Annotated in this window: 14 protein-coding genes, 1 tRNA gene and 1 pseudogene; 5 read left to right on the top strand and 11 right to left on the bottom strand. The window is 71.2% G+C overall.

The features are described 5' to 3' along the window. Positions 1 to 22: 22 nt before the first annotated feature. Positions 23 to 835, bottom strand: coding sequence for an ICP22 family protein (locus tag E2L08_RS09130; RefSeq protein WP_133396770.1), 813 nt, complete (start codon positions 833 to 835; stop codon positions 23 to 25). Between the two features lie 134 nt (positions 836 to 969). Between E2L08_RS09130 and infC the strand changes: the two genes are divergently transcribed. Beyond that, positions 970 to 1,521: a translation initiation factor IF-3 gene (gene infC / locus E2L08_RS09125; RefSeq protein ID WP_133396769.1), complete on the top strand. Its 552-nt coding sequence runs from the start codon at positions 970 to 972 to the stop codon at positions 1,519 to 1,521. Between the two features lie 412 nt (positions 1,522 to 1,933). Here the strand turns inward: infC and E2L08_RS09120 are convergent, their stop codons facing one another. From E2L08_RS09120 to E2L08_RS09095, 6 genes are read right to left on the bottom strand one after another with little or no spacing between them, the layout of a single operon-like run. Then, entirely contained in the window at positions 1,934 to 2,926 is a 993-nt protein-coding gene (locus E2L08_RS09120; RefSeq protein ID WP_133396768.1) for a molybdopterin-binding protein, read from the bottom strand. After that, complete coding sequence (locus E2L08_RS09115) at positions 2,926 to 3,903, bottom strand: XdhC family protein (protein ID WP_133396767.1); 978 nt, start codon at positions 3,901 to 3,903, stop codon at positions 2,926 to 2,928. The genes E2L08_RS09120 and E2L08_RS09115 overlap by 1 nt, the downstream gene beginning before the upstream one ends. A gap of 51 nt (positions 3,904 to 3,954) precedes the next feature. Beyond that, positions 3,955 to 5,214: a vWA domain-containing protein gene (locus tag E2L08_RS09110; RefSeq protein ID WP_133396766.1), complete on the bottom strand. Its 1,260-nt coding sequence runs from the start codon at positions 5,212 to 5,214 to the stop codon at positions 3,955 to 3,957. A 43-nt stretch (positions 5,215 to 5,257) separates the two neighbouring features. Then, complete coding sequence (locus E2L08_RS09105; protein WP_133396893.1) at positions 5,258 to 6,169, bottom strand: AAA family ATPase; 912 nt, start codon at positions 6,167 to 6,169, stop codon at positions 5,258 to 5,260. A gap of 51 nt (positions 6,170 to 6,220) precedes the next feature. Beyond that, a complete protein-coding gene (locus E2L08_RS09100) occupies positions 6,221 to 7,282 on the bottom strand; it encodes a glycosyltransferase family 2 protein (protein WP_240758180.1) in 1,062 nt (353 codons plus the stop codon). Then, positions 7,279 to 8,208: a hypothetical protein gene (locus tag E2L08_RS09095; protein ID WP_133396765.1), complete on the bottom strand. Its 930-nt coding sequence runs from the start codon at positions 8,206 to 8,208 to the stop codon at positions 7,279 to 7,281. The genes E2L08_RS09100 and E2L08_RS09095 overlap by 4 nt, the downstream gene beginning before the upstream one ends. Positions 8,209 to 8,429: 221 nt before the next feature. Here E2L08_RS09095 and E2L08_RS09090 point away from each other — a divergent pair, with 221 nt between their 5' ends. Beyond that, positions 8,430 to 9,407 carry a phosphoadenosine phosphosulfate reductase gene (locus tag E2L08_RS09090; RefSeq protein ID WP_133396764.1) on the top strand — a complete coding sequence of 326 codons (978 nt, stop codon included), beginning with the start codon at positions 8,430 to 8,432 and terminating at the stop codon, positions 9,405 to 9,407. Between the two features lie 93 nt (positions 9,408 to 9,500). Here the strand turns inward: E2L08_RS09090 and E2L08_RS09085 are convergent, their stop codons facing one another. From E2L08_RS09085 to E2L08_RS17260, 3 genes are read right to left on the bottom strand one after another with little or no spacing between them, the layout of a single operon-like run. Further along, positions 9,501 to 10,904, bottom strand: a complete 1,404-nt coding sequence (locus tag E2L08_RS09085) for a hypothetical protein (RefSeq protein WP_133396763.1) — start codon at positions 10,902 to 10,904, stop codon at positions 9,501 to 9,503. Then, positions 10,901 to 12,475, bottom strand: coding sequence for a class I SAM-dependent methyltransferase (locus E2L08_RS09080; RefSeq protein WP_133396762.1), 1,575 nt, complete (start codon positions 12,473 to 12,475; stop codon positions 10,901 to 10,903). The genes E2L08_RS09085 and E2L08_RS09080 overlap by 4 nt, the downstream gene beginning before the upstream one ends. 52 nt (positions 12,476 to 12,527) lie before the next feature. After that, positions 12,528 to 14,756 carry a glycosyltransferase family 2 protein gene (locus tag E2L08_RS17260; protein ID WP_240758179.1) on the bottom strand — a complete coding sequence of 743 codons (2,229 nt, stop codon included), beginning with the start codon at positions 14,754 to 14,756 and terminating at the stop codon, positions 12,528 to 12,530. Positions 14,757 to 14,912: 156 nt separating this feature from the next. Between E2L08_RS17260 and pyrC the strand changes: the two genes are divergently transcribed. The 3 genes from pyrC to E2L08_RS09060 all read left to right on the top strand — a co-directional run bounded on the left by pyrC (position 14,913) and on the right by E2L08_RS09060 (position 17,899). Further along, positions 14,913 to 15,950: a dihydroorotase gene (pyrC, locus tag E2L08_RS09070; protein ID WP_133396761.1), complete on the top strand. Its 1,038-nt coding sequence runs from the start codon at positions 14,913 to 14,915 to the stop codon at positions 15,948 to 15,950. Next, a complete protein-coding gene (gene recJ / locus E2L08_RS09065; protein ID WP_133396760.1) occupies positions 15,943 to 17,754 on the top strand; it encodes a single-stranded-DNA-specific exonuclease RecJ in 1,812 nt (603 codons plus the stop codon). Before pyrC ends, recJ begins: the two co-directional genes overlap by 8 nt. 70 nt (positions 17,755 to 17,824) lie before the next feature. After that, positions 17,825 to 17,899: transfer RNA gene (locus E2L08_RS09060), tRNA-Glu, on the top strand. Positions 17,900 to 18,209: 310 nt separating this feature from the next. Here E2L08_RS09060 and E2L08_RS09055 read toward each other — a convergent pair. Further along, positions 18,210 to 18,318, bottom strand: a pseudogene (locus tag E2L08_RS09055) (IS5/IS1182 family transposase); the annotation flags it as partial.

The following is an 18,318-nucleotide window of genomic DNA, read 5'->3' as shown; positions in this document are numbered from 1 at the left end:
GCGGACCGGTCGGGCGGCCGGTTCACTGCGCCGGGGGCAGGTCGAAGGCCGTGCGCAGCCGCTCGATCAGCGCGGCCTTGGCGACATCGTTGCCGCCGCGCACCTCGTCCACCGCGGTGGTGAGCGTCTGCTTGAGGGTGTCGTTCATCTCCGAGTTCTCGATGGCGGCGATGATGCGATCCTCGTCAAAATCCTCGAGCGTCAGGATCTCTTCGAGCGATCCGCCCTCGGCGCCGACGACGCCCTCCTCTTCGGCGAGGTTCTCGGCGGTATCCTGCGCATTGGCGACGGGCGCCTCGCCCGATTGCGCCGCGTCGACGGCCGCGTCGGTCGCGTCCTCCGAGGCGTCGCCCACATCGGTCGCCGCGTTCTCGAGTTCCGAGGATGCGCCGTCCCCGCCGGCCACGGTCGCGGCGGCCTGCCCGTCGGTCATCTCGGCGGCGGTGTCGCCCTCGACGGCCGGATCGGTACCGGGCTCGACCATCTCGGCCGCGCTGTCATCCTCGGCCGCATCGGTATCCTCGATATCGGTGACGTTCTCGCCGGCATCGGGATCGGCGACGTCGATATCCGATTCGGGGCCGCTCGTCGCGTCGGCCTCGGGGCCGCCGCCGCCCGTCACCGCGACCGACCCGCCGGCACCGGCATTCTCGTTCTCGGTGATCTCGGACAGGCGGTCGGTCTCGCCGCCGGTGCTGTCGGGCACGCCGGGGTCGACCTCTTCCTCGATATTCTGCTCGGCCGCCTCTTCGGCGGGCGCTTCCTCTTCCTGGCAGGCGGCGAGGGTCATGCCCATCGCGACGGCAAGGGCGAGCGATGTGATGCGGGGGGTCATGTCGATCTCCTTCAGGTTCTCGATGCGATCTCGTTTCAAGCGCGATATGCGCCGGGTTTCCGCAAAGGCAAGCGGTGGTGCTTGAAGCATCGGGTTTCCAGCGCTATTTTCGCCCTGTTGGTTCCATTGAAAGGATGACCCCCATCGCCCGCAGACCGCATAATGCGCCCCCGACCCGAGATACCGGCCCCCGCGTCAACGACCGCATCCGCGCCCCCGAGGTCCGCCTGATCGGCGCCGAGGGCGAGAATGTCGGCGTGGTCACGCCGCAGCGCGCCCTGGAGATGGCCGAGGAGGCCGGTCTCGACCTTGTCGAGATCTCGCCCAACGCCGCTCCTCCGGTCTGCAAGATCATGGATTTCGGCAAGTTCAAGTACGAAACCCAGAAGCGCGAGGCCGAGGCCCGCAAGAAGCAGAAGACGATCGAGGTGAAGGAGGTGAAGTTCCGCCCCAACACCGATACCCACGATTACGACGTCAAGATGCGCAACGTCGTGAAATTCCTCGAGAACGGGGACAAGGTAAAGATCACGCTGCGCTTCCGTGGCCGCGAGATGGCGCACCAGAATCTCGGCCGCGAACTGCTCGAACGCGTGGCCGACGACACCAAGGAAATCGGCAAGGTCGAGAACTTCCCCCGCATGGAAGGCCGCCAGATGGTGATGATGATCGGCCCGACGCGCTGATCCTCGCCATGGCTCGACGACAGGGCGCCCGGTCGCGGACCGGGCGCCTTTTTCATACGCGGGGGGCCGCGGCCCGGCGACAATCCGCCGATGCCCGCGCGCGCTCTCAACCCTTTCGCAAGGATTTTGCGGCATAAGGGCATGGCGCGCGCAACGTGAAGTACAGCGAGACAGGGGAAGGCCCGCCCGGCCTGGCAATCGGGCGTGTCGTCCGCGATGTCTCACCGGTGGGATGACCGGCCGGGGGTGACGCCCCGTCCCCGATGGCTCGCGCCCTTACCCGGCGGCGCCGCCGACCTCACGGACGATATAGAGGGGCCGCGCAGCATCGCTGCCCCCCGGTGATCCCGGCCGACCCGGCGCCCCATGGGCGTCCGGGGCCTCGGGCGTGGCGCCCGCGCGGCCCCGCCGCCTATCGCCCGCGCGCGCGCGGATGCGGCCGCGCGGGGCTTTCCTTGAGCAGCCCGCCCACCCCCATCGCGGCGAACGCGTCCTCGGTCGGCGGTATTCCGCAGGCCACCCGCTCCAGCACCCAATCGGCGCCGTTCAGCGCCGGAGAGCGCGCGCAGCCCGGCAGCCCGATCACCGGCCGCCCGCCCAGCGCGCCCAAAAACAGCAGGTTGCCCGGATCGACCGGGATGCCGAACCGGTCGACCCGCCCGCCCGCCGCGATCAGCGCCGCGGGGGCCACGTCGCGCGCGTCCGACGTGGCCGAGGCGGTCAGCACCAGCACCATGTCGCCCGCGATCGCCGCCAGCGCCTCGGCCAGCGGGGCCTCGTCATGGGGCACGATCCGCGTCTCGGCCAGCCGCATCCCCAACCGCTCGAGCCGCATGGCCACCGCCGCCTCGCCCTTGCCGGGGCCGGCGCCCATGTCGGTCACGATCAACCCCGCCGAGCCGAGGCGCACGGGCGCCACGCGCAGCGCGCCGCGCGCGGCCGCACAGGCCCGCTCCAGCAGTTCCCCCGGCACGGCGTAGGTGATCAGCTTGACCGTCGCCGCCATCGTGCCGGGCGCCACACGCGCGAATTCCGGCAGGGTCGCCAGCGTGATCGCGGGATCGACACGGTTCAGCGCATGGATCGCACCCGCGTCGAGCGTCAGCACCCCCGGCACCGTTGCCAGCAGGTTGACCCGCCCCGTCGCGGCCGCGGTCAGGCGCAGCCCCGCCGCGTCCGGGTCGGGCACCAGCGCCGCGGCCAGACGCGCGGCCGCCTCGTCCTCGCCCAGGTCGTCCGGGGAAAGCCTTGCGACGGTCGGGTGCGAGATCCCCGCCGCCGCCAGCCGCGCGATATCGCCGCGATCGAGCGTGCAGCCCTTGCGGATGCGCCCGTCGGCCACCTGCTGCGAATGGGCGAGGATCGCGCCCAGCGCCTGCGACAGGGGAACGCGACCGAACTCCATCAGCCGCCCCGCCTCAATCGCGCGACGATCTCGGCCATGATCGCCACCGCGATCTCGGCGGGGCTGCGTGCGCCGATATCCAGCCCCACGGGCGCGTGGATGCGGTCGAGATCGGTCTCGGCGACCCCCGCCGCCCCCAGCCGGTCGCGCCGCTTGGCATGGGTCCGGGTCGAGCCGAGCGCGCCGAGGTAGAATACCGGTGCGGCAAGGGCGGCGCGGATCGCCGGGTCGTCGATCTTGGGATCATGGGTCAGCGTCACGACGGCGGTGCGCGCATCGGGCCGCTCGGCCGCGAGGGCCGCATCGGGCCAGTCATGCACCAGCCGCGTGCCCGGAAACCGCGCGGGGCTCGCGAAACTCTCGCGCGGGTCGATCAGCACCGGATCGAACCCCGCCAGCCGCGCCATGGCCAGAAGCGGCTGCGCAATATGCACGCCGCCCACCACGACCAGCCTGAGCGGCGGGTTGTGGATGGCGACGAACCGCCGTGCGTCCGGCTCGATCCCCGACAGATCGCGGCGGAACCGCTCGGGATGGGCGGGCGGCGTCTCGAGCCCGCGCGCCCAGCTTTCGAGATCGACGACATAGGCCACGGCCCGCCGCGCGGCGCGGGCGGCGCAGAGCCGCTCCAGCAGATCGGGCGACAGGTCGTCCGCGCCCACCGGCTCGACCAGGACGCGGATGCGGCCGCCGCAGGCCAGCCCCACGGCAAAGGCCTCGTCGTCGCTGACGCCGAACTCGAGCATCCGCGCGCCGCCCGTCTCGAGCGTCTCGAGCGCCTCGACCACCACCGCGCCCTCGACGCAGCCGCCCGAGACCGAGCCCGCGATCTCGCCCCCGCCCGAAATGGCAAGCTGGCTGCCCACCGGCCGCGGCGCCGAGCCCCATGTCTCGACCACGGTGGCCAGCGCGGCACCCGCCCCGGCCCGGTGCCAGCCCAGCGCGATCTCGGGGATATCGTCGAAACCGTGGTCCATGGGGGCAATCTGCGCGCGATCGCCGCGGGATGCCAGCGCCAAGCGGCGCGCCTAGAGCATCCCCAGCATCCGCCCCCGCTCGCCCGTGTCGTCGGGATCGGCCAGCGCGCGGGCCAGCCCCTCGAGCGAGGCGATATCGTGGCCCGCGCGGAACGAATCGACATGGCGCAGCATCACCGCCACCCCCTGCGCGCGCGGCGCAAAGGCGTCGAAGCGCAGCAGCGGGTTCAGCCAGACGACCTGCCGGGCGCTGAGATGCAGCCGCTCCATCGCGGCGTCGAGCGTCGCGGGATCGCCCCGGTCGAGCCCGTCGGTGATGAGCAGAACGACCGCGCCCGAGCCCATGACGCGGCGCGACCAGTCGCGGTTGAAGCTCGCCAGGCAGTCCCCGATACGCGTGCCGCCCTCCCAATCCTGGGCCTGCGCCCCGGCCGCGGCCAGCGCCGCGTCGACATCGCGGCGCCGCAGGTGGCGCGAGATATCGGTCAGCCGCGTGCCGAAGGTGAAAGCATGGACCTGCGCCCAGCCCGCCCCCTTGCGGTTGGCGACGGCGTGCAGGAAATGCAGCACCGCCCGCGAATAGGACGACATCGACCCCGATATGTCGCAGATCGCCACGAGGTTGGGCCAGCGAAGGCGCGGGCTGCGGGTCTCGAACCGCGCGATCTCGCCGCCTTGGCGCAGCGCCCGGCGCATCGTGCGCGGCCAGTCGGGCCGCGCGCCCCCGTGCGGCGCGGGCCCCGTGCGGCGCGAGCGCAGGGGCCGCACCGGCAGCGACAGCCGCGCGATCATCCGCTTGGCGCGGGCCATCTCTTCGACCGACATCTGTTCGAAATCGAGTGTTCTGAGCCGTTCCTCGTCGGACATGGTGCGCGCGGCGTCGATCTCGATCAGCGGGTCTGCGTCCTCGGACCCCTCGCCGGGCGGCGGGTCGTCGCGATGCGCCCCGTCGAGGATCGCCTCGGCCGCGCGGGTCTCGGCCGGCCGCGCGCGCCGCTCCTCCTGCACGCCGCGCACGGTGGGCATCAGCATCGCCATCATGTGCTCCAGATAGCGCGGATCGCGCCAGTAGAGCCGGAACACCTGGTCGAAGGTCGCGCGCTGTTCGGGGCGGGAGACGAAACAGGCATGCAGCGTCCAGTAGAAATCGGTGCGCGCGGTGAACCCCGCCGCCTGCACCGCGCGCACCGCATCCACCACCCGCCCGGGCCCGATGACCAGCCCCGCCCGGCGCAGCGCGCGGGCGAACCAGACGATGTTGCCCGCGAGGCGGGGGGTTTCAGGAAGCGGAAGGTCGCGCGGGCTGGCCATTGTCGGATGGGTATTTGTCAAAGAGAAGACGGGGGCGGCGCGCTCATGCCCCGGCCTTGAGCTCGTCGAGCAGGCGTTTGGCCCCCGAGCCCTCGAGCCGCTGGATGTCGTCCTGGTATTTCAGAAGCGCGCCGATCGTGTCGGCGATGACCTGGGGGCTGAGTTCGATCACGTCGAGCGCGAGCAGGCATTTCGCCCAGTCGATGGTTTCGGCCACGCCGGGCTTCTTGAACAGGTCCTCGCCGCGCAGCCGCTGCACGAAGGCCACGACCTCGCGGCTTAGCGCCGCGGAGGCCTCGGGCGCGCGGGCGGTCAGGATGGCGAGTTCGCGGTCGAAATCGGGGTAGTCGACCCAGTGGTAGAGGCAGCGCCGCTTGAGCGCGTCATGCACCTCGCGCGTGCGGTTCGAGGTCAGCACCACGATGGGCGGCGCGGGCGCCTCGATCCGGCCGAGCTCGGGGATGGTCACGGCGAAATCGGACAGCGCCTCGAGCAGGAAGGCCTCGAACGGGGCGTCGGTGCGGTCGATCTCGTCGATGAGCAGCACCGGCGGGCCGCCGGGCTGCGGGCGCATCGCCTCGAGCAGCGGGCGGGCGACGAGATACTCTTCGGAGAAAAGCTCGGAGCGGAGCGCGTCACGCCCCGGCGCGCCCTGCCCCGCCCCCGCCTCGGCCGCGCGGATCGCGATCATCTGCGCGGCGAAGTTCCATTCGTAGACCGCCGAGGCCGCGTCGAGCCCCTCGTAGCATTGCAGCCGGATCAGGCGCCGCCCGAGCCCCGCGGCCAGCGCGCGCGCGATCTCGGTCTTGCCGGTGCCCGCCTCGCCCTCGAGAAAGAGCGGCCGGCCGAGCCGCAGCCCGAGAAAGGCCACCGTCGCCAGCGGCCGCCCGCAGACATAGGATTGCCGGGCCAGCAGCGCCTGCACCTCGTCGATCGAGTTCGGTATCCCGCCCATGCCCGCGCCCCCCGTTCCGGCATCGACAGGGTGCATGGCCGCGCGCGCGGGTCAACCGGAGAGCGCCCCGCCCCCGCCCTGCGCGGCGCGCCCGTAAAGCGCGACCAGTTGGCGCGCCACGGCCTCGGGGGGCGCGGTGCTGCCGCCGGCGAGGATCAGCCGCCCGAAAAGCTTGACCGCCGCGGGGTCGGTCATCGCCGCGGCAAAGGCGCGGGCATGCCAGTCGCGCGCGGCGGCCTCGGCCTCGGCCACGCCGGGCAGGGCCTTGAGCCGCGCGTGTTCGGCGGCGGTGGCGGGGGCCATGCGCGCGATGCTGGCATCCGCGACGGTGTTGAAATTACGCTCCACCCAATAGGTGAGATCGACGGGCTTGTCGGTGTGGTTGGGCAGGCCGCGGGCGGATTTGGCGACGAATTCCTCGGCCGAGCGGACGGAATAGTGGTTGAGCTGCACGAGGTCGGTGGCGAGCGGCCCGCCCCAGAGCATGATCCGCCCCGAGCGGGCGAACTCGTCCGGCAAGCCGCGGCCGCTGCCGTCGACCCAGGCCGGAGAGGCCCCCTTCACCTGCCGCGGGCGGTGCACGCCCGGCCCCGTGAAAGGCCCCGCGGCGCGGTAGAGCGTCTTGAAGAACCGGCAGAGCGCGGGATAGAGCGCATCGGCGGGAATCGCGCGGTCGAACGCCTCGGTGGGCGGTGCCTCGGCCCGCGTCGCACGGCCCGCATGGCCGAAGAGCCGCCAAGGCAGCACGATGGCATCGGCCGCCCCGACCGCCCTCACGAGATCGCCGAGAGAGCCGAGCGGCGCGCGCAGGTTCACGTATTCGTCGCAATCGAGCGCGGCGATCCACTCGGCCCCGGCAAGGGCGGGATGGCCCCGCGCCTGGCGCAGCGCGGCCCATTGCGGCGTGCGCCCCTGCGGCACGGCGTTGCGGATATGGGTGAGGATGCCCGCCGCGGCGAGCCGGTCGAGCAGGGCCTCGGTCCCGTCGGCGCAATCGTTCGTGAAGACGAGGAAATCGGTCACGCCGGCGGCGCGGTGATGGGCGATCCAGTGCAGCAGGTTCGGCCCCTCGTCGCGCATCGAGGTGACGATGGCGATGCGCGGCGCGCTCATGGCTCGATCAGCGTCACGCCGGGGATCTCGGCGATCCGCGCCAGGTCGTCCTCGTAGATCAGGGTCAGCTCAGAGATCAGCGCGTCGGACCAGCCGGGCATCTCGACATCCGCCTCGATCTCGTCCTCGACGGCGAACTTGTCGAAGAACGCCTCGAGCACGCGGTGCCGTTCGGGCTCGTCGGCGGGCGGGTTCAGCCGCAGGTATTCCTCGAGCAGCGCCTCGCCCTCTTCGGTCATGATCTGCGCGCCGACATTCAGCGTCCCGTCCAGCGCGACGCCCTCGGGCAGGCCCGCCACCGCGCGCATCACCCGCGCCCAGATCAGCGGCGTGTCCTCGTGGCACCAGACGGTGATCTCGTCGTCGCAGGCCGCGCGCATCCGCGCGATCACGTCCGACCAGCGCAGCGCGCGCGGCTCGATCCCGGCGAGAAAGAGCCGCGGATCCTCGCGCCCGGCAAAGCGCGACCAGACCTCGGGCAGGAAGGTGGCGGGATTGCGGATCGCGCAGAAGAGCGCGGTCTCGTTGTCGGGAAAGGCGCCGCGCAGCTCGGCGAGCTTGGGCCCGGCCTTGGGATAAAGTCGGCCCTCGCCCAGTATCCCGCGGGGCGCGCAGAGAAAACTGTCGAAGCTCAGCACCAGGGTCTCGACCAGTTCGCGGTCGATCAGCGTCTTGAACAGGATCTCCTGCTCGGGGATCGTGGCGGGGCGGCCGCGCAGGATCTCGGTGGTCATGCGCCGCATCTCGTCGACGAAGAACCGCCGCCGCGGCACGACGATGCCATGCTCGGCCAGCAGCGGCTTGTTCTGGCGCAGCGAATAGATCAGCGCCTCGTCGCCGGTGCAGTGAAAGCCCAGGTGCAGCGCGATCCGCGTGTCGGGATCGCTGTAGAGGCGTTCTGCCTCGCCGATGGTCTGTCGGTCCACTTTTGCGGATCTCCTTTTCCGGGCGGAATACGGATCGGCGCGATCCGCGGCAAGTCATGACAGGAAAAGGCGGCGATTTCGGGGGATATGCGCGGGAAGATGCCGCAATCTCGCTTCATTCCATCTTAAATTTTGCCCCGGATGGCGCATAGGGTCCGCAGAGGAAACGACCGGGAGGCGCGCGCCCCCCGCCACTCGCCAGACCGGAGGTCGCCCCCAAGATGACGGACACCCAGGAACGGACCCGGCCCGCCTCGACCGAGGACGTGATCGCGGCCCTCAGGCACGAGGCCGGCAGCACGGGCTTTCACCGCACGCTGGATGGCGAGCATACCGCGACGCTGATCCGGCGCGGGCCCATGCTGATGGTGTCGTTCGAGGATACCGCCGCCAGCCTCGCGCGGCGCGGCGGGCTGCCCGTGGGGCTCGACCTCGTCGACGACAAGGACTGGTCGCTTTTGCATGTCACCGCCGACGACGCGTCATGGTTCCGCCGCGACGCGATCTACGATTTCTTCGACGAGATGACCGACGAGGGCGTGTTCGACACCTTCGAGCAGGTGCTGTTCTACGGCGTCGGCATGGGGGGATACGCGGCCTGCGCGTTTTCCGTGGCCTCGCCCGCCGCGCGGGTGCTGGCCATCGAGCCGCAGGCGACGCTGGAGCGCGACCGCACCGGCTGGGAGACGCGGTTTCGCGAATCGCGCGCGCTGGAGTTCCGGCGCCGCTATGGCTACGCGCCCGACATGGTCGAGGGGGCCGAGCGGGCCTTCATCGTCTTCGACCCGCATCGCCAGCTCGACCACGTTCATGCCTCGATGTTCTGGGGCGAGAATGTCACCCATCTCAAGGTGCCCCGGCTCGAGGGCGTGACCGACGACCGGCTGGATCTCGCGCTCGAGGAACTCGACATCCTGCACCGCGTCATCGCCGAGGTGGGCAGTGGCACGATGCGGGCGCAGGATTTCTATGGCTACTACCGCAACCGCCGCGCGCATGGGCCCTATCTGCGCACGCTGCTGCAGGCCACGATCGACCGCGGCTCGCCCCGGCTGACCGCGCTGCTCTGCGCCAAGGTGCTCGAGACGCAGCGCGCGCCGCTGTTCCGCCGCCAGTTGCGCGCCGCCGCGCGACGGCTCGCCACCAAGGGCGAGCGGCCCGACTGGCTGGCCGAGGTGATCGACGCCGCCGCCGACTGAACGGCGGGCACCCCGCCCCCGCGCCGCGCCAGAGCCCGCGCGGGGCGCGATCGGGTATTTTGAAAAGAGAAGAAAGAGGGGGCGCAGGCCCCGTCAGGCCGCGCGGTCGAGCTGGCGCAGCACGCCGCGCAGCGCCTTGTCCTCGCGCCGGGCCAGCACGAAGTTGCAGACCCTGCGCGCGAGAACCGGGTGGTTGCGGTCGAGCGCGTGATAGACCAGCTCGCGCTGGTAGCGCGGCAGGTCGCGGCGCCGGCGCAGCAGCCTGTAGAAGGTCGCGTCATCCAGCCGCCCCTCGATCGCGGCGGTGGCGATGTCCTTGAGCGCGCCCATCTGCTGCAACGACGAGCCCAGCCGGTGGCCCAGAAGCGGGCAGCGCCAGTGGCGCACGTTGGGCGCGTCGAACCGCGCGGCATGGCCCGCGTCGAGCGGCACGTAAGGGTCGTAGAGCAGATGCACCGCCGCCGCCTCGCGCGAGGCCCGCGCCGCGTCGCCGAAGGGGCCGGTGAAGTCGCGGTCCCACGCGGTCTTGTAGCGGGTCTCCCAGGGGACAACCGCCTTGTCGAGCGTCGATTGCGGCGAGGTGACAAAGACCGTCGCCCCCGGACAGGCCGCCGCGAAGGCCGCGGCCGCGTAGCCGCCCATCGAGGCGCCGTAGAACACCACCCGCGCGAAACGGTCGAAGAACCCCGTGTCGCCCAGGCGCGCGAACTCGGCATCGACGGCGGCGTCGCGGAACCATGTCCAGCCATTGGCCATGACCCCCAGCATCGACCAGCCCTGCGCCTCGATGAAGGAAAAGCCCCAGGGGCGGCGATCCTCGCGCTTGGTCATGGCGATGTCGAGATTGTCGAAGGTCACGACCAGCGTATCGGAGCGCGGCACGAAGAGCAGCGAGTGCTCGCCCAGATCGGTGAAGAACCCCGCCTCTCCGGCGAGTTCGCGGGCGATCTCGGACCAGTCGCCGGCCACGCCGCCGCGGGGCTCGGCCGAAAAGACGACGCGTGCGGGGCGGCGGCCCTGGGCGGGGGCGATGGTGTTGCAACTGCCGTAATCGTTGAGGAACGGATAGGCGCCCGAGCCGCGCCGCACGTCGAGCACGAGCCGCGATTGCGGGCCGATGGCGTTCTTCATCACGCGCTTGAGGTGGCGGATCTTGTGGCGCGCGCCGAAGCCGTCGAGCGTCGCGATCACGCAGGCCTCGCGGAACCGGTCCGACGCGCCCTTGGGCGACACCGCCTCGGGGTCGACGCCAAGCCCCTCGAGCCGGGCGAGATAGGCGGCGTACTCGGCCGCGGGGATGTCCTGCCGGCTGCCGTCGGGGCCCAGCGCATGGACCACGATCCGCGCGCCGAAACGGCGGTGCAGCGCCGCCGACAGCTCGGGCGCCGAGCCGTTGAGGTCGATCACCCGCGCCACCTCGTCGCGGTCGAGCGCGCCGAGAATGGCCCTCAGCTCGGGCTCGGGCATGGGCGGGGGCGTGTCGAGCACCCCGCTCATGCGGCCACCCCGGCATCCTTGCGCACGAAGACGGTGGCGTATTTGGGCTGGCGGTCGAGCACGTCGATCCGCCCCAGCGCGCGCAGCGGCTTGACCCCGTTCGAGCCCTTGCGGATATCGAGCAGGATGGCGCCGTCACGGCCCACGCGGTCGCGCATGAAGTCGAGATAGCTGTCGACCGGGTAGTGAAAGCCGCAGGAAATCTGCGAGATCATCAAATCGACCGTCCCGGCCTCGTCCAGCGGCTGGAACCGCGGATTCAGCGTGGTGATCCGGTCGCCCGGCACGCCGTTGGCCTCGAGAAAGCGGCGCGCGGTGTTGAGATCGGCATAGGCCGCGCCCTCGACCTCGAAGCCGAAATGCATGCGGCCGTTCTCTTCGATGTCGATGAGCACGAGGTCGCAGTCGTAGCGGTGCCACAGGATGAGGCTGGAAAAGGCATAGCCGCAGCCCACATCGGCGACGCGGCGCGGGGGGGCGGCGTCGGTGCGGTCGAGAAACAGCTCGCACTGGTCGCGCAGCCGGTTCAGCGCGCCGGTCAGGATGCGGTCGCGGTTGTCGCGCGCGAGCTGGTGGAGCGGCGCGCTGTCGCCCCTGGCCAGCGCGCGGATCGCGGGGCCCGAGGCCACCACCTCGGAGCGTTGCAGCACGAGATTTGCCACGTCGTGATCGGAGAACATGCTGAAATCGACCGGATCGGGCAGGTCGGCGCGGCGGCGCGATTTCGAGGGCGGGCGGTATTTCATCAGATGCGCCGTGGGCGCGGGGTCGATGCCGTGGCGGGCGAGCAGACCCTCGACATAACAGCCCGGTTCGGGGCGGCCGCCGGCCTTGGCGGCGGTGTTGCGGAACCGCCGCCCCCAGAAATGGATCGAGAGCGTGTCGTTGCGGATCAGCGCCGTGGTCCGGTCGACCCGGTTGGGGTTGAGCGTCATGCCCGCGGTCCTGAACGGCACCGGGTAGAGGACGTGGCCGGGTTGGGCATGGGCGATCTCGCCCGTCTCGAGCAGCATATGCGTCAGCAGATCGGGGCCCAGCACCCCCCAGGGCAGTTCGGTGACATGCACCCCCTCGCCGCGGTCGCGCAGGTCGCGCAGCCGCTCCTGCTCGGCCGGGGGGGCCCATGGCGGGATCGGGGTCGGGTCGGCGGCGAAGGCGATCATCCGCGCCAGCGTTTCACTGTCTCCGGGCAGGCGCAGCACGCCGTTATTGACCTGCCGCACGTCGTCCGAGATCCAGCCGTAAAAGGGGCGGTCGGGCGACACCTCCCACGGGCGGACGCAATAGGCATCGGTATCGGCCCAGATCAGGTCGGTGTCGCGCATCATGTTCAGCCGGAAAACATCGGCGTGATAGGCGGGGCTGCCGGTGCGGGCGTGGCGCATGATCCGGTCGCCCGGCAAGAGGTCCGAGGCGGGCGCCATGCGCACGCCGGGGGGGACGTTCTCGACCGGGTCGTAGGAAAACAGCACCATCTCGTGGCCGTGATCGACGAAGCTTTGCAGGCAGAGCTGTTCGAGCCAGCTCAGGGCCGGCCCGACCCAGAGCGTGCCGATGGCGGGGAGTGTCATGGCGAAACCTCGTGCGGTGCAAGGCGGCGGGGCCGGGCGGGGGCGCGATGCGTCATTCCGCCCCCGCGGGCTGGGGAAGGGTAAAGAAGAACTCGGGGTCCTGCGCGCGCTCGACGATCTCGTCGGGGATGGCGTCGGGGCCGGACAGGAACACGTTCGAGCCGAAGGCGCGCAGCACGCGGCTGAGCCGGCGCAGCCTTTCGCCGGTGATCTCGGCGTAGAAGGCGCTGTATTTCTCGGTCGCCTTCAGCTCGTCGATCTTGGCGCGGTGGGCGGCGACGCAGGCGCGGTGCATCGCGGCGATCTCGGGATCGGCCATGAGGCGGTCGAGCTCGGCCCGCATCGCCGGCAGCATCCGCTGGATCGATCGGTCCTCTTCGGCGTTGTGGTTCATGCGGAACCAGTAGTTCAGCCCCTGGTCGCGGTCGACATGGTTGACCCGGCCGCGGTCGCGCTTGACCAGGAAACTCTCGGCCGAGCGCAGCGCGTAGTGGTTCAGCGTCACGAGGTCATAGCCGTAGGTGTCGAGCGTCGATCGCCATGCGGTGCGGTATTCGTCGCGCGGCATCGGTCGGCCCGATCCGTTGACCCAGGCGATGCGGTCGACGAGCTGCGGCTTGAGCCCCTTGGGGCGGTGAACGCCGAGCTTCTTGAAGATGCCGGCGTTGCGGGTGAGCGTCTTGAACCCCCAGGCCTGGTGCGGCTTGCGGATCAGCCGCGGCGCGCAGAGGGTGAAGCGTTCGGTGATCGGCTCGTCGCGGAACTCGGCGATATCGGCATTGCCGAACAGCCGCCACGTCAGCGAGATCATGTTGGCCTCGGGAACGGCGGCGTAAAGCGCGGCGAGCGTGCCGTCGCCGGTATGGATGTTGATGAACTCGTCCACATCCATGCAGATCACCCAGTCGAGCGCCTGGATGCCCGCATCGTCATCGGCGGCCTGGAGGGCGGCATGCTGGGGTTTCAGCCCGGTGTCGCGATAGGGGTTGTCGCGGTGACGCAGCAGCCCCTTGCGTTCGAGCAGGTCGAGCATCGTGTCGGTGCCGTCGACGCAATCGTTCGTGAAGACGAGGAATTCGTCGATGCCGACGGCGCGGTGATAGGCCAGCCATTCGAGGATGAACGGCCCCTCGTTCTTCATGGTGGTGACGATGCCGGTGCGGTTCGTGGCCGAGGTCGCGGCGGGCGACAGCACCTCGGGCGGGGGGCGCTGGGGCGTGTAATCGAAGGCCTCGGCCATGGCGGCGGAGAGCGCCGCATCCTCGACCAGCGCCGTCTTGGGCACGATCTCGGCCACCTTGTCGGTGGGATTGCGCAGCGCCATGCAGCGCCAATAGGGCCATGCCGCGCGGTCATCCGGCTCGGCGCCCCCGACGCGGATCATGCGCCAGACGCTGCCCTCGGGCAGGCGGGCGGGCGCGATGCACCAGCGCGGATTGGCCGGCGCCCCGTCGAACCGGGTGCAGATATGGTCGGCAAAGCGGATATCGGCGGCGTCGCCCAGGCCCCAGGGATAGGCGCGATGCCCCGCCAGCCGCACCATCCCGCCCGGCGCGGCCAGCGCGGCCGCGGCAAGCCCCTGCCCGCCCGGCTGCACGAGGTCGGACAAATCGACATTCATCACCGTGGCCGCATCGCCCAGGGCCAGCGCGCGCAGGAACTCGTAGAGCACCATCTCGCCGAAGGGCGCGCGCCACGGGTCGGGGGGCGGCGGATCCATCCGGTCCTTGCCGGGCGCGTCGGGGGCGAGGAAGGGATGCGCCTCGTCGCCCTGGCCGGGATGGCCCAGCGGCGCGTCGATCTCGATGACGGCGACCGCCTCGATGCCCGCGACGGGCCGGGCCAGCGCCTCGAGCAGGTCCGAGGGGCCGTCGGGGTGGCGGTCGACGATCACCGCCGCCTGCAACCCGTGATGGCGGGCGTGCCATTCGAGCCATTCGCGCACGGCGCGCGGATCCTCGCGATGGCGCATGGTCAGCGCGGCATGGCGCCCGGCAAAGGCGTCGCGCATGGGAACGAGCGGCGGCACGCGCGGCGCATCGCCCGAGACCGGCAGGGCCACGCAGCCGTCATCGCCCGCCCCCGCGCGCGCGATCACCGAGACGCCGCCGCCGATCACGCGGATCGCCTCGACCTCGCAGCCGGGGACGTTGGTGATGGCGTTGTCGGGGAACCCCTGGGCGAACGAGAACGCGACCCGCCCCCCGTCCAGCGGCACGGCCCCGAAAAGCCGCCCGCGCGGCAGGGAATCGGTCGCGATATGTCGTCGGATCAGTTTCAACCCCGGCCCCGTCCTGCGGTCTCGACCCCTGATACAAGCGCGCGGTGCCATCACAAAGGCGCAAATGCGCCCAAAGAGCGGCGCCCCCGGCGGGCTGGCCATGGGGCGCGTCGCGGCCTAGACCTGTCACGCCCACCCCACCCCGCGCGAGGCTTCATGGACGCGATCACCCTCACCCGCCCCGACGACTGGCACCTGCATCTGCGCGACGGCGCCATGATGGAGGCCGTGCTGCCCGCGACCGCCGCGCTTTACGGGCGGGCCATCGTCATGCCCAACCTCGTGCCGCCCGTCGTCACCCCGGCCCAAGCCGCCGAGTATCGCGACCGCATCTTGTCGGCCAAGCCGCGCGGGGCGGCCTTCAGGCCCTTGATGACGCTCTATCTCACCGAAGAGACGCAGCCGCGCGACGTGCGCGCGGCTGCCGAGATCGGGCTGATCGCGGCGGTCAAGCTCTACCCCGCGGGGGCGACGACGAACTCGGCCTCGGGGGTGCGCGATTTCTCGAAGGTGATGCGCGTGCTCGAGAACATGGCGCAGATCGGGCTGCCGCTGCTCGTGCATGGCGAGGTGACGGACCCCGAGATCGACATCTTCGATCGCGAGGCGGCGTTCATCGACCGCGTGCTCGACCCGATCCGGCGCGACGTGCCGGGGCTGCGCGTCGTCATGGAGCATATCACCACCTCGGACGCGGTGGAGTACGTGCGGCAGGGCGGCCCCGACCTGGCCGCGACGATCACCGCGCATCACCTCGTCATCAACCGCAACGCCATGTTTCGCGGCGGTATCCGGCCGCATTATTTCTGCCTGCCCGTGGCCAAGCGCGAGAGCCACCGCCGCGCGCTGGTCGCCGCCGCGACGAGCGGGGCGGAGGCGTTTTTCCTCGGCACCGACAGCGCCCCCCATACCGATGGCGCCAAGCTCCAGCCCTGCGGCTGCGCGGGCTGTTTCACCGCGCCCAACGCCCTGCCCATCTGCGCCGAGATCTTCGAGGCCGAGGGCGCGCTCGACCGGCTGGAGCGGTTCGTGTCGCTGAACGGGCCGGCCTTCTACAAGCTCGCGCCCAATCCCGACCGCATCACGCTGCGCCGCGGTGCCCCCCTGCCCGCCTTTGCGCCCGTCGAGACACCGGACGGGCCGGTGACGGTCTTCGACCCCGAGATGGCCCTGCATTGGCGCGTGGATGGCTGATGTCGGGATCGTGAGTATTTCGGGAAACAGAGAAGCGCAGGCCGCCGCCACGACCCGCGATCCGCGCCCGTTCCTCGGCGTCGAGACGTCGCTGACGGGGCGGCGCTGGGAGGGGCCGGGCCCCGAGGAGGAGCGCCTGTGCGAGGCGATGGTCCAGCGCACCGGCCTGCCCGATGCGGTGGCGCGCATCCTGTGCCGCGCCGGCGTCGCGCCCGAGGCGGCCGAGGATCACCTTGCGCCCACGCTGCGCGCCCTGCTGCCCGACCCGCTGGAGCTGCGCGACATGGAGCGGGCCGCCGCCCGGCTGATCGACGCGCTCGACCGGGGCGAGCGGATCGCGATCTTCGGCGATTACGACGTCGACGGGGGCGCGTCGGCGGCGATGATGGTCGCGTGGCTGCGCGAGATGGGTCACGGCGCGACGCTCTACATCCCCGACCGCATCGACGAGGGCTATGGCCCCAACGATGCCGCCATGGCGATGCTGGCGCGCGATCACGGGCTGATCGTCTGCGTCGATTGCGGGACGCTGTCGCACGGCCCCATCGCGGCGGCGGCCGGGGCGGATGTGATCGTGCTCGACCATCACCTGGGCGCCGAGACGCTGCCCCCCGCGCTGGCCGTGGTGAACCCCAACCGGCAGGACGAAAGCGGGACGCTGGCCCATCTTTGCGCGGCGGGCGTGGTGTTCCTGCTGCTGGTGCAGGTCACGCGGATGCTGCGCCCGCGCGGCGGCGCCCTGCCCGACCTCAAGGGATTTCTCGACCTCGTGGCGCTGGCCACCGTGGCCGACGTGGCGCCGCTGCACGGGGTCAACCGGGCCTTCGTGCGGCAGGGGCTGGGCGTGATGGCCGCGCGCGCCCGGCCGGGGCTGGTGGCGCTGGCCGATATCGCCGGGCTCGAGGTGGCGCCCGCCGCCTATCACCTGGGCTACGTGCTGGGGCCGCGCATCAATGCGGGCGGGCGGATCGGGCGGGCCGACCTGGGCGCGCGGCTGCTGTCGGCCACCGACCCGCAGGAGGCCGCCCGCATCGCCGCCGAGCTCGACCGGCTGAACGGCGAGCGGCGCGCCGTCGAGGCCGAGGTGCGCGACGCGGCGCTGGCGCAGGCCGAGGCGCGCGGGCTCGACGCGCCGCTGGTCTGGGCGGCGGGCGCGGGCTGGCATCCCGGCGTCGTGGGCATCGTCGCCGCGCGGCTGAAAGAGGCTACCGGCCGCCCCGCCGTGGTGATCGGCTGCGACGGCGGGATCGGCAAGGGCTCGGGGCGGTCGGTAGCGGGCGTCGATCTGGGCGCCGCAATCCAGCGGCTGGCCGCCGAGGGGCTGCTGCTCAGGGGGGGCGGGCACCGGATGGCGGCAGGCCTGACCGTCGCCGAGGACGCCATCGCCCCCGCCATGGAGCGCCTGGCCGAGCTGCTGGCCCGCCAGGGCGCGGGCGACCGGCCCGCGCGGGGGCTGCGCATCGCGGGGCTGATCACGCCGGGCGCCGCGACGCCCGAGCTTCTGGAGCGGATCGAGCGCGCCGGCCCCTTCGGGCAGGACGCCCCCGCGCCGCGTTTCGCGCTGGCCGATTGCCGGGTGCTGGAGGCGCGCCGGGTGGGCGAGACCCACCTGCGCCTGGCCCTTGGCGACGGGACGGGCGGGCGGCTGGGCGGCATCGCCTTCAACGTGGGCGGCACGCCGCTGGGCGACGCGCTCGAGGGCCATGGCGGGCGCCGCTTTCACGTCGCGGGCCGGCTGGAGCTGAACCACTACCGCGGCCGCGCCATCCCACAGATCCGCGTCGAGGACGCCGCACCCGCCTGACGCCGCGTCGACGCGAAAATCCGCTTGCACCCCGGCGCGGCTTTTCCTAAGACGCCCCCACGCCAACGCTGGCCCGTTCGTCTATCGGTTAGGACGCCAGGTTTTCAACCTGGAAAGAGGGGTTCGATTCCCCTACGGGCTGCCATGGCACTGGGCAACGGATTAATTTTGCTCCCGATTGCCCAATCCCAAAGAACTCGTCCCCAGCATATTTCCCTCCTCAACGCCGTCTATCCGGGATGCAGCCTGACCTTGACGGCTATTTAGCCTTGCCCTTTCATGGGGATCGGCTGACATCGGTGCTGACCCTGCAGCTACCGCAGTATGTCACGCAACTTGACTTTTGGTCATGTTTGACCAAACTGCTTTTGGTTTTGGCGGAAATTGATCGCGGTTGGGTAATCCGCGAATCAAGACTGCCACTTAGGAAAGCAGTGCTTACTTAGGGTCAGGACTCATAGCCAGTAGATGACCGTGGCGGCGAGAGCGATGGCCGAGAGGAAGACCTTCGGACACCGGTCGTATCGCGTGGCCACCCGGCGCCAGTCCTTGAGCCTGCCGAAC

Origin of the sequence: Palleronia sediminis, assembly GCF_004358695.1 — a bacterium.
In the GTDB taxonomy this organism is placed as follows: Bacteria; Pseudomonadota; Alphaproteobacteria; order Rhodobacterales; family Rhodobacteraceae; genus Palleronia; species Palleronia sediminis.
The sequence above is the reverse complement of the archived record's forward strand: the minus strand, read 5'-3'. Positions and strand labels throughout refer to the sequence as shown.

What these genes read in the sequence shown, in the direction of transcription:
- E2L08_RS09130 (WP_133396770.1), bottom strand. Translation starts at nt 835, where the DNA reads ATGACCCCCCGCATCACATCGCTCGCCCTTGCCGTCGCGATGGGCATG.
- infC (WP_133396769.1), top strand. Translation starts at nt 970, where the DNA reads ATGACCCCCATCGCCCGCAGACCGCATAATGCGCCCCCGACCCGAGAT.
- E2L08_RS09120 (WP_133396768.1), bottom strand. Translation starts at nt 2,926, where the DNA reads ATGGAGTTCGGTCGCGTTCCCCTGTCGCAGGCGCTGGGCGCGATCCTC.
- E2L08_RS09115 (WP_133396767.1), bottom strand. Translation starts at nt 3,903, where the DNA reads ATGGACCACGGTTTCGACGATATCCCCGAGATCGCGCTGGGCTGGCAC.
- E2L08_RS09110 (WP_133396766.1), bottom strand. Translation starts at nt 5,214, where the DNA reads ATGGCCAGCCCGCGCGACCTTCCGCTTCCTGAAACCCCCCGCCTCGCG.
- E2L08_RS09105 (WP_133396893.1), bottom strand. Translation starts at nt 6,169, where the DNA reads ATGGGCGGGATACCGAACTCGATCGACGAGGTGCAGGCGCTGCTGGCC.
- E2L08_RS09100 (WP_240758180.1), bottom strand. Translation starts at nt 7,282, where the DNA reads ATGAGCGCGCCGCGCATCGCCATCGTCACCTCGATGCGCGACGAGGGG.
- E2L08_RS09090 (WP_133396764.1), top strand. Translation starts at nt 8,430, where the DNA reads ATGACGGACACCCAGGAACGGACCCGGCCCGCCTCGACCGAGGACGTG.
- E2L08_RS09085 (WP_133396763.1), bottom strand. Translation starts at nt 10,904, where the DNA reads ATGAGCGGGGTGCTCGACACGCCCCCGCCCATGCCCGAGCCCGAGCTG.
- E2L08_RS09080 (WP_133396762.1), bottom strand. Translation starts at nt 12,475, where the DNA reads ATGACACTCCCCGCCATCGGCACGCTCTGGGTCGGGCCGGCCCTGAGC.
- pyrC (WP_133396761.1), top strand. Translation starts at nt 14,913, where the DNA reads ATGGACGCGATCACCCTCACCCGCCCCGACGACTGGCACCTGCATCTG.
- recJ (WP_133396760.1), top strand. Translation starts at nt 15,943, where the DNA reads ATGGCTGATGTCGGGATCGTGAGTATTTCGGGAAACAGAGAAGCGCAG.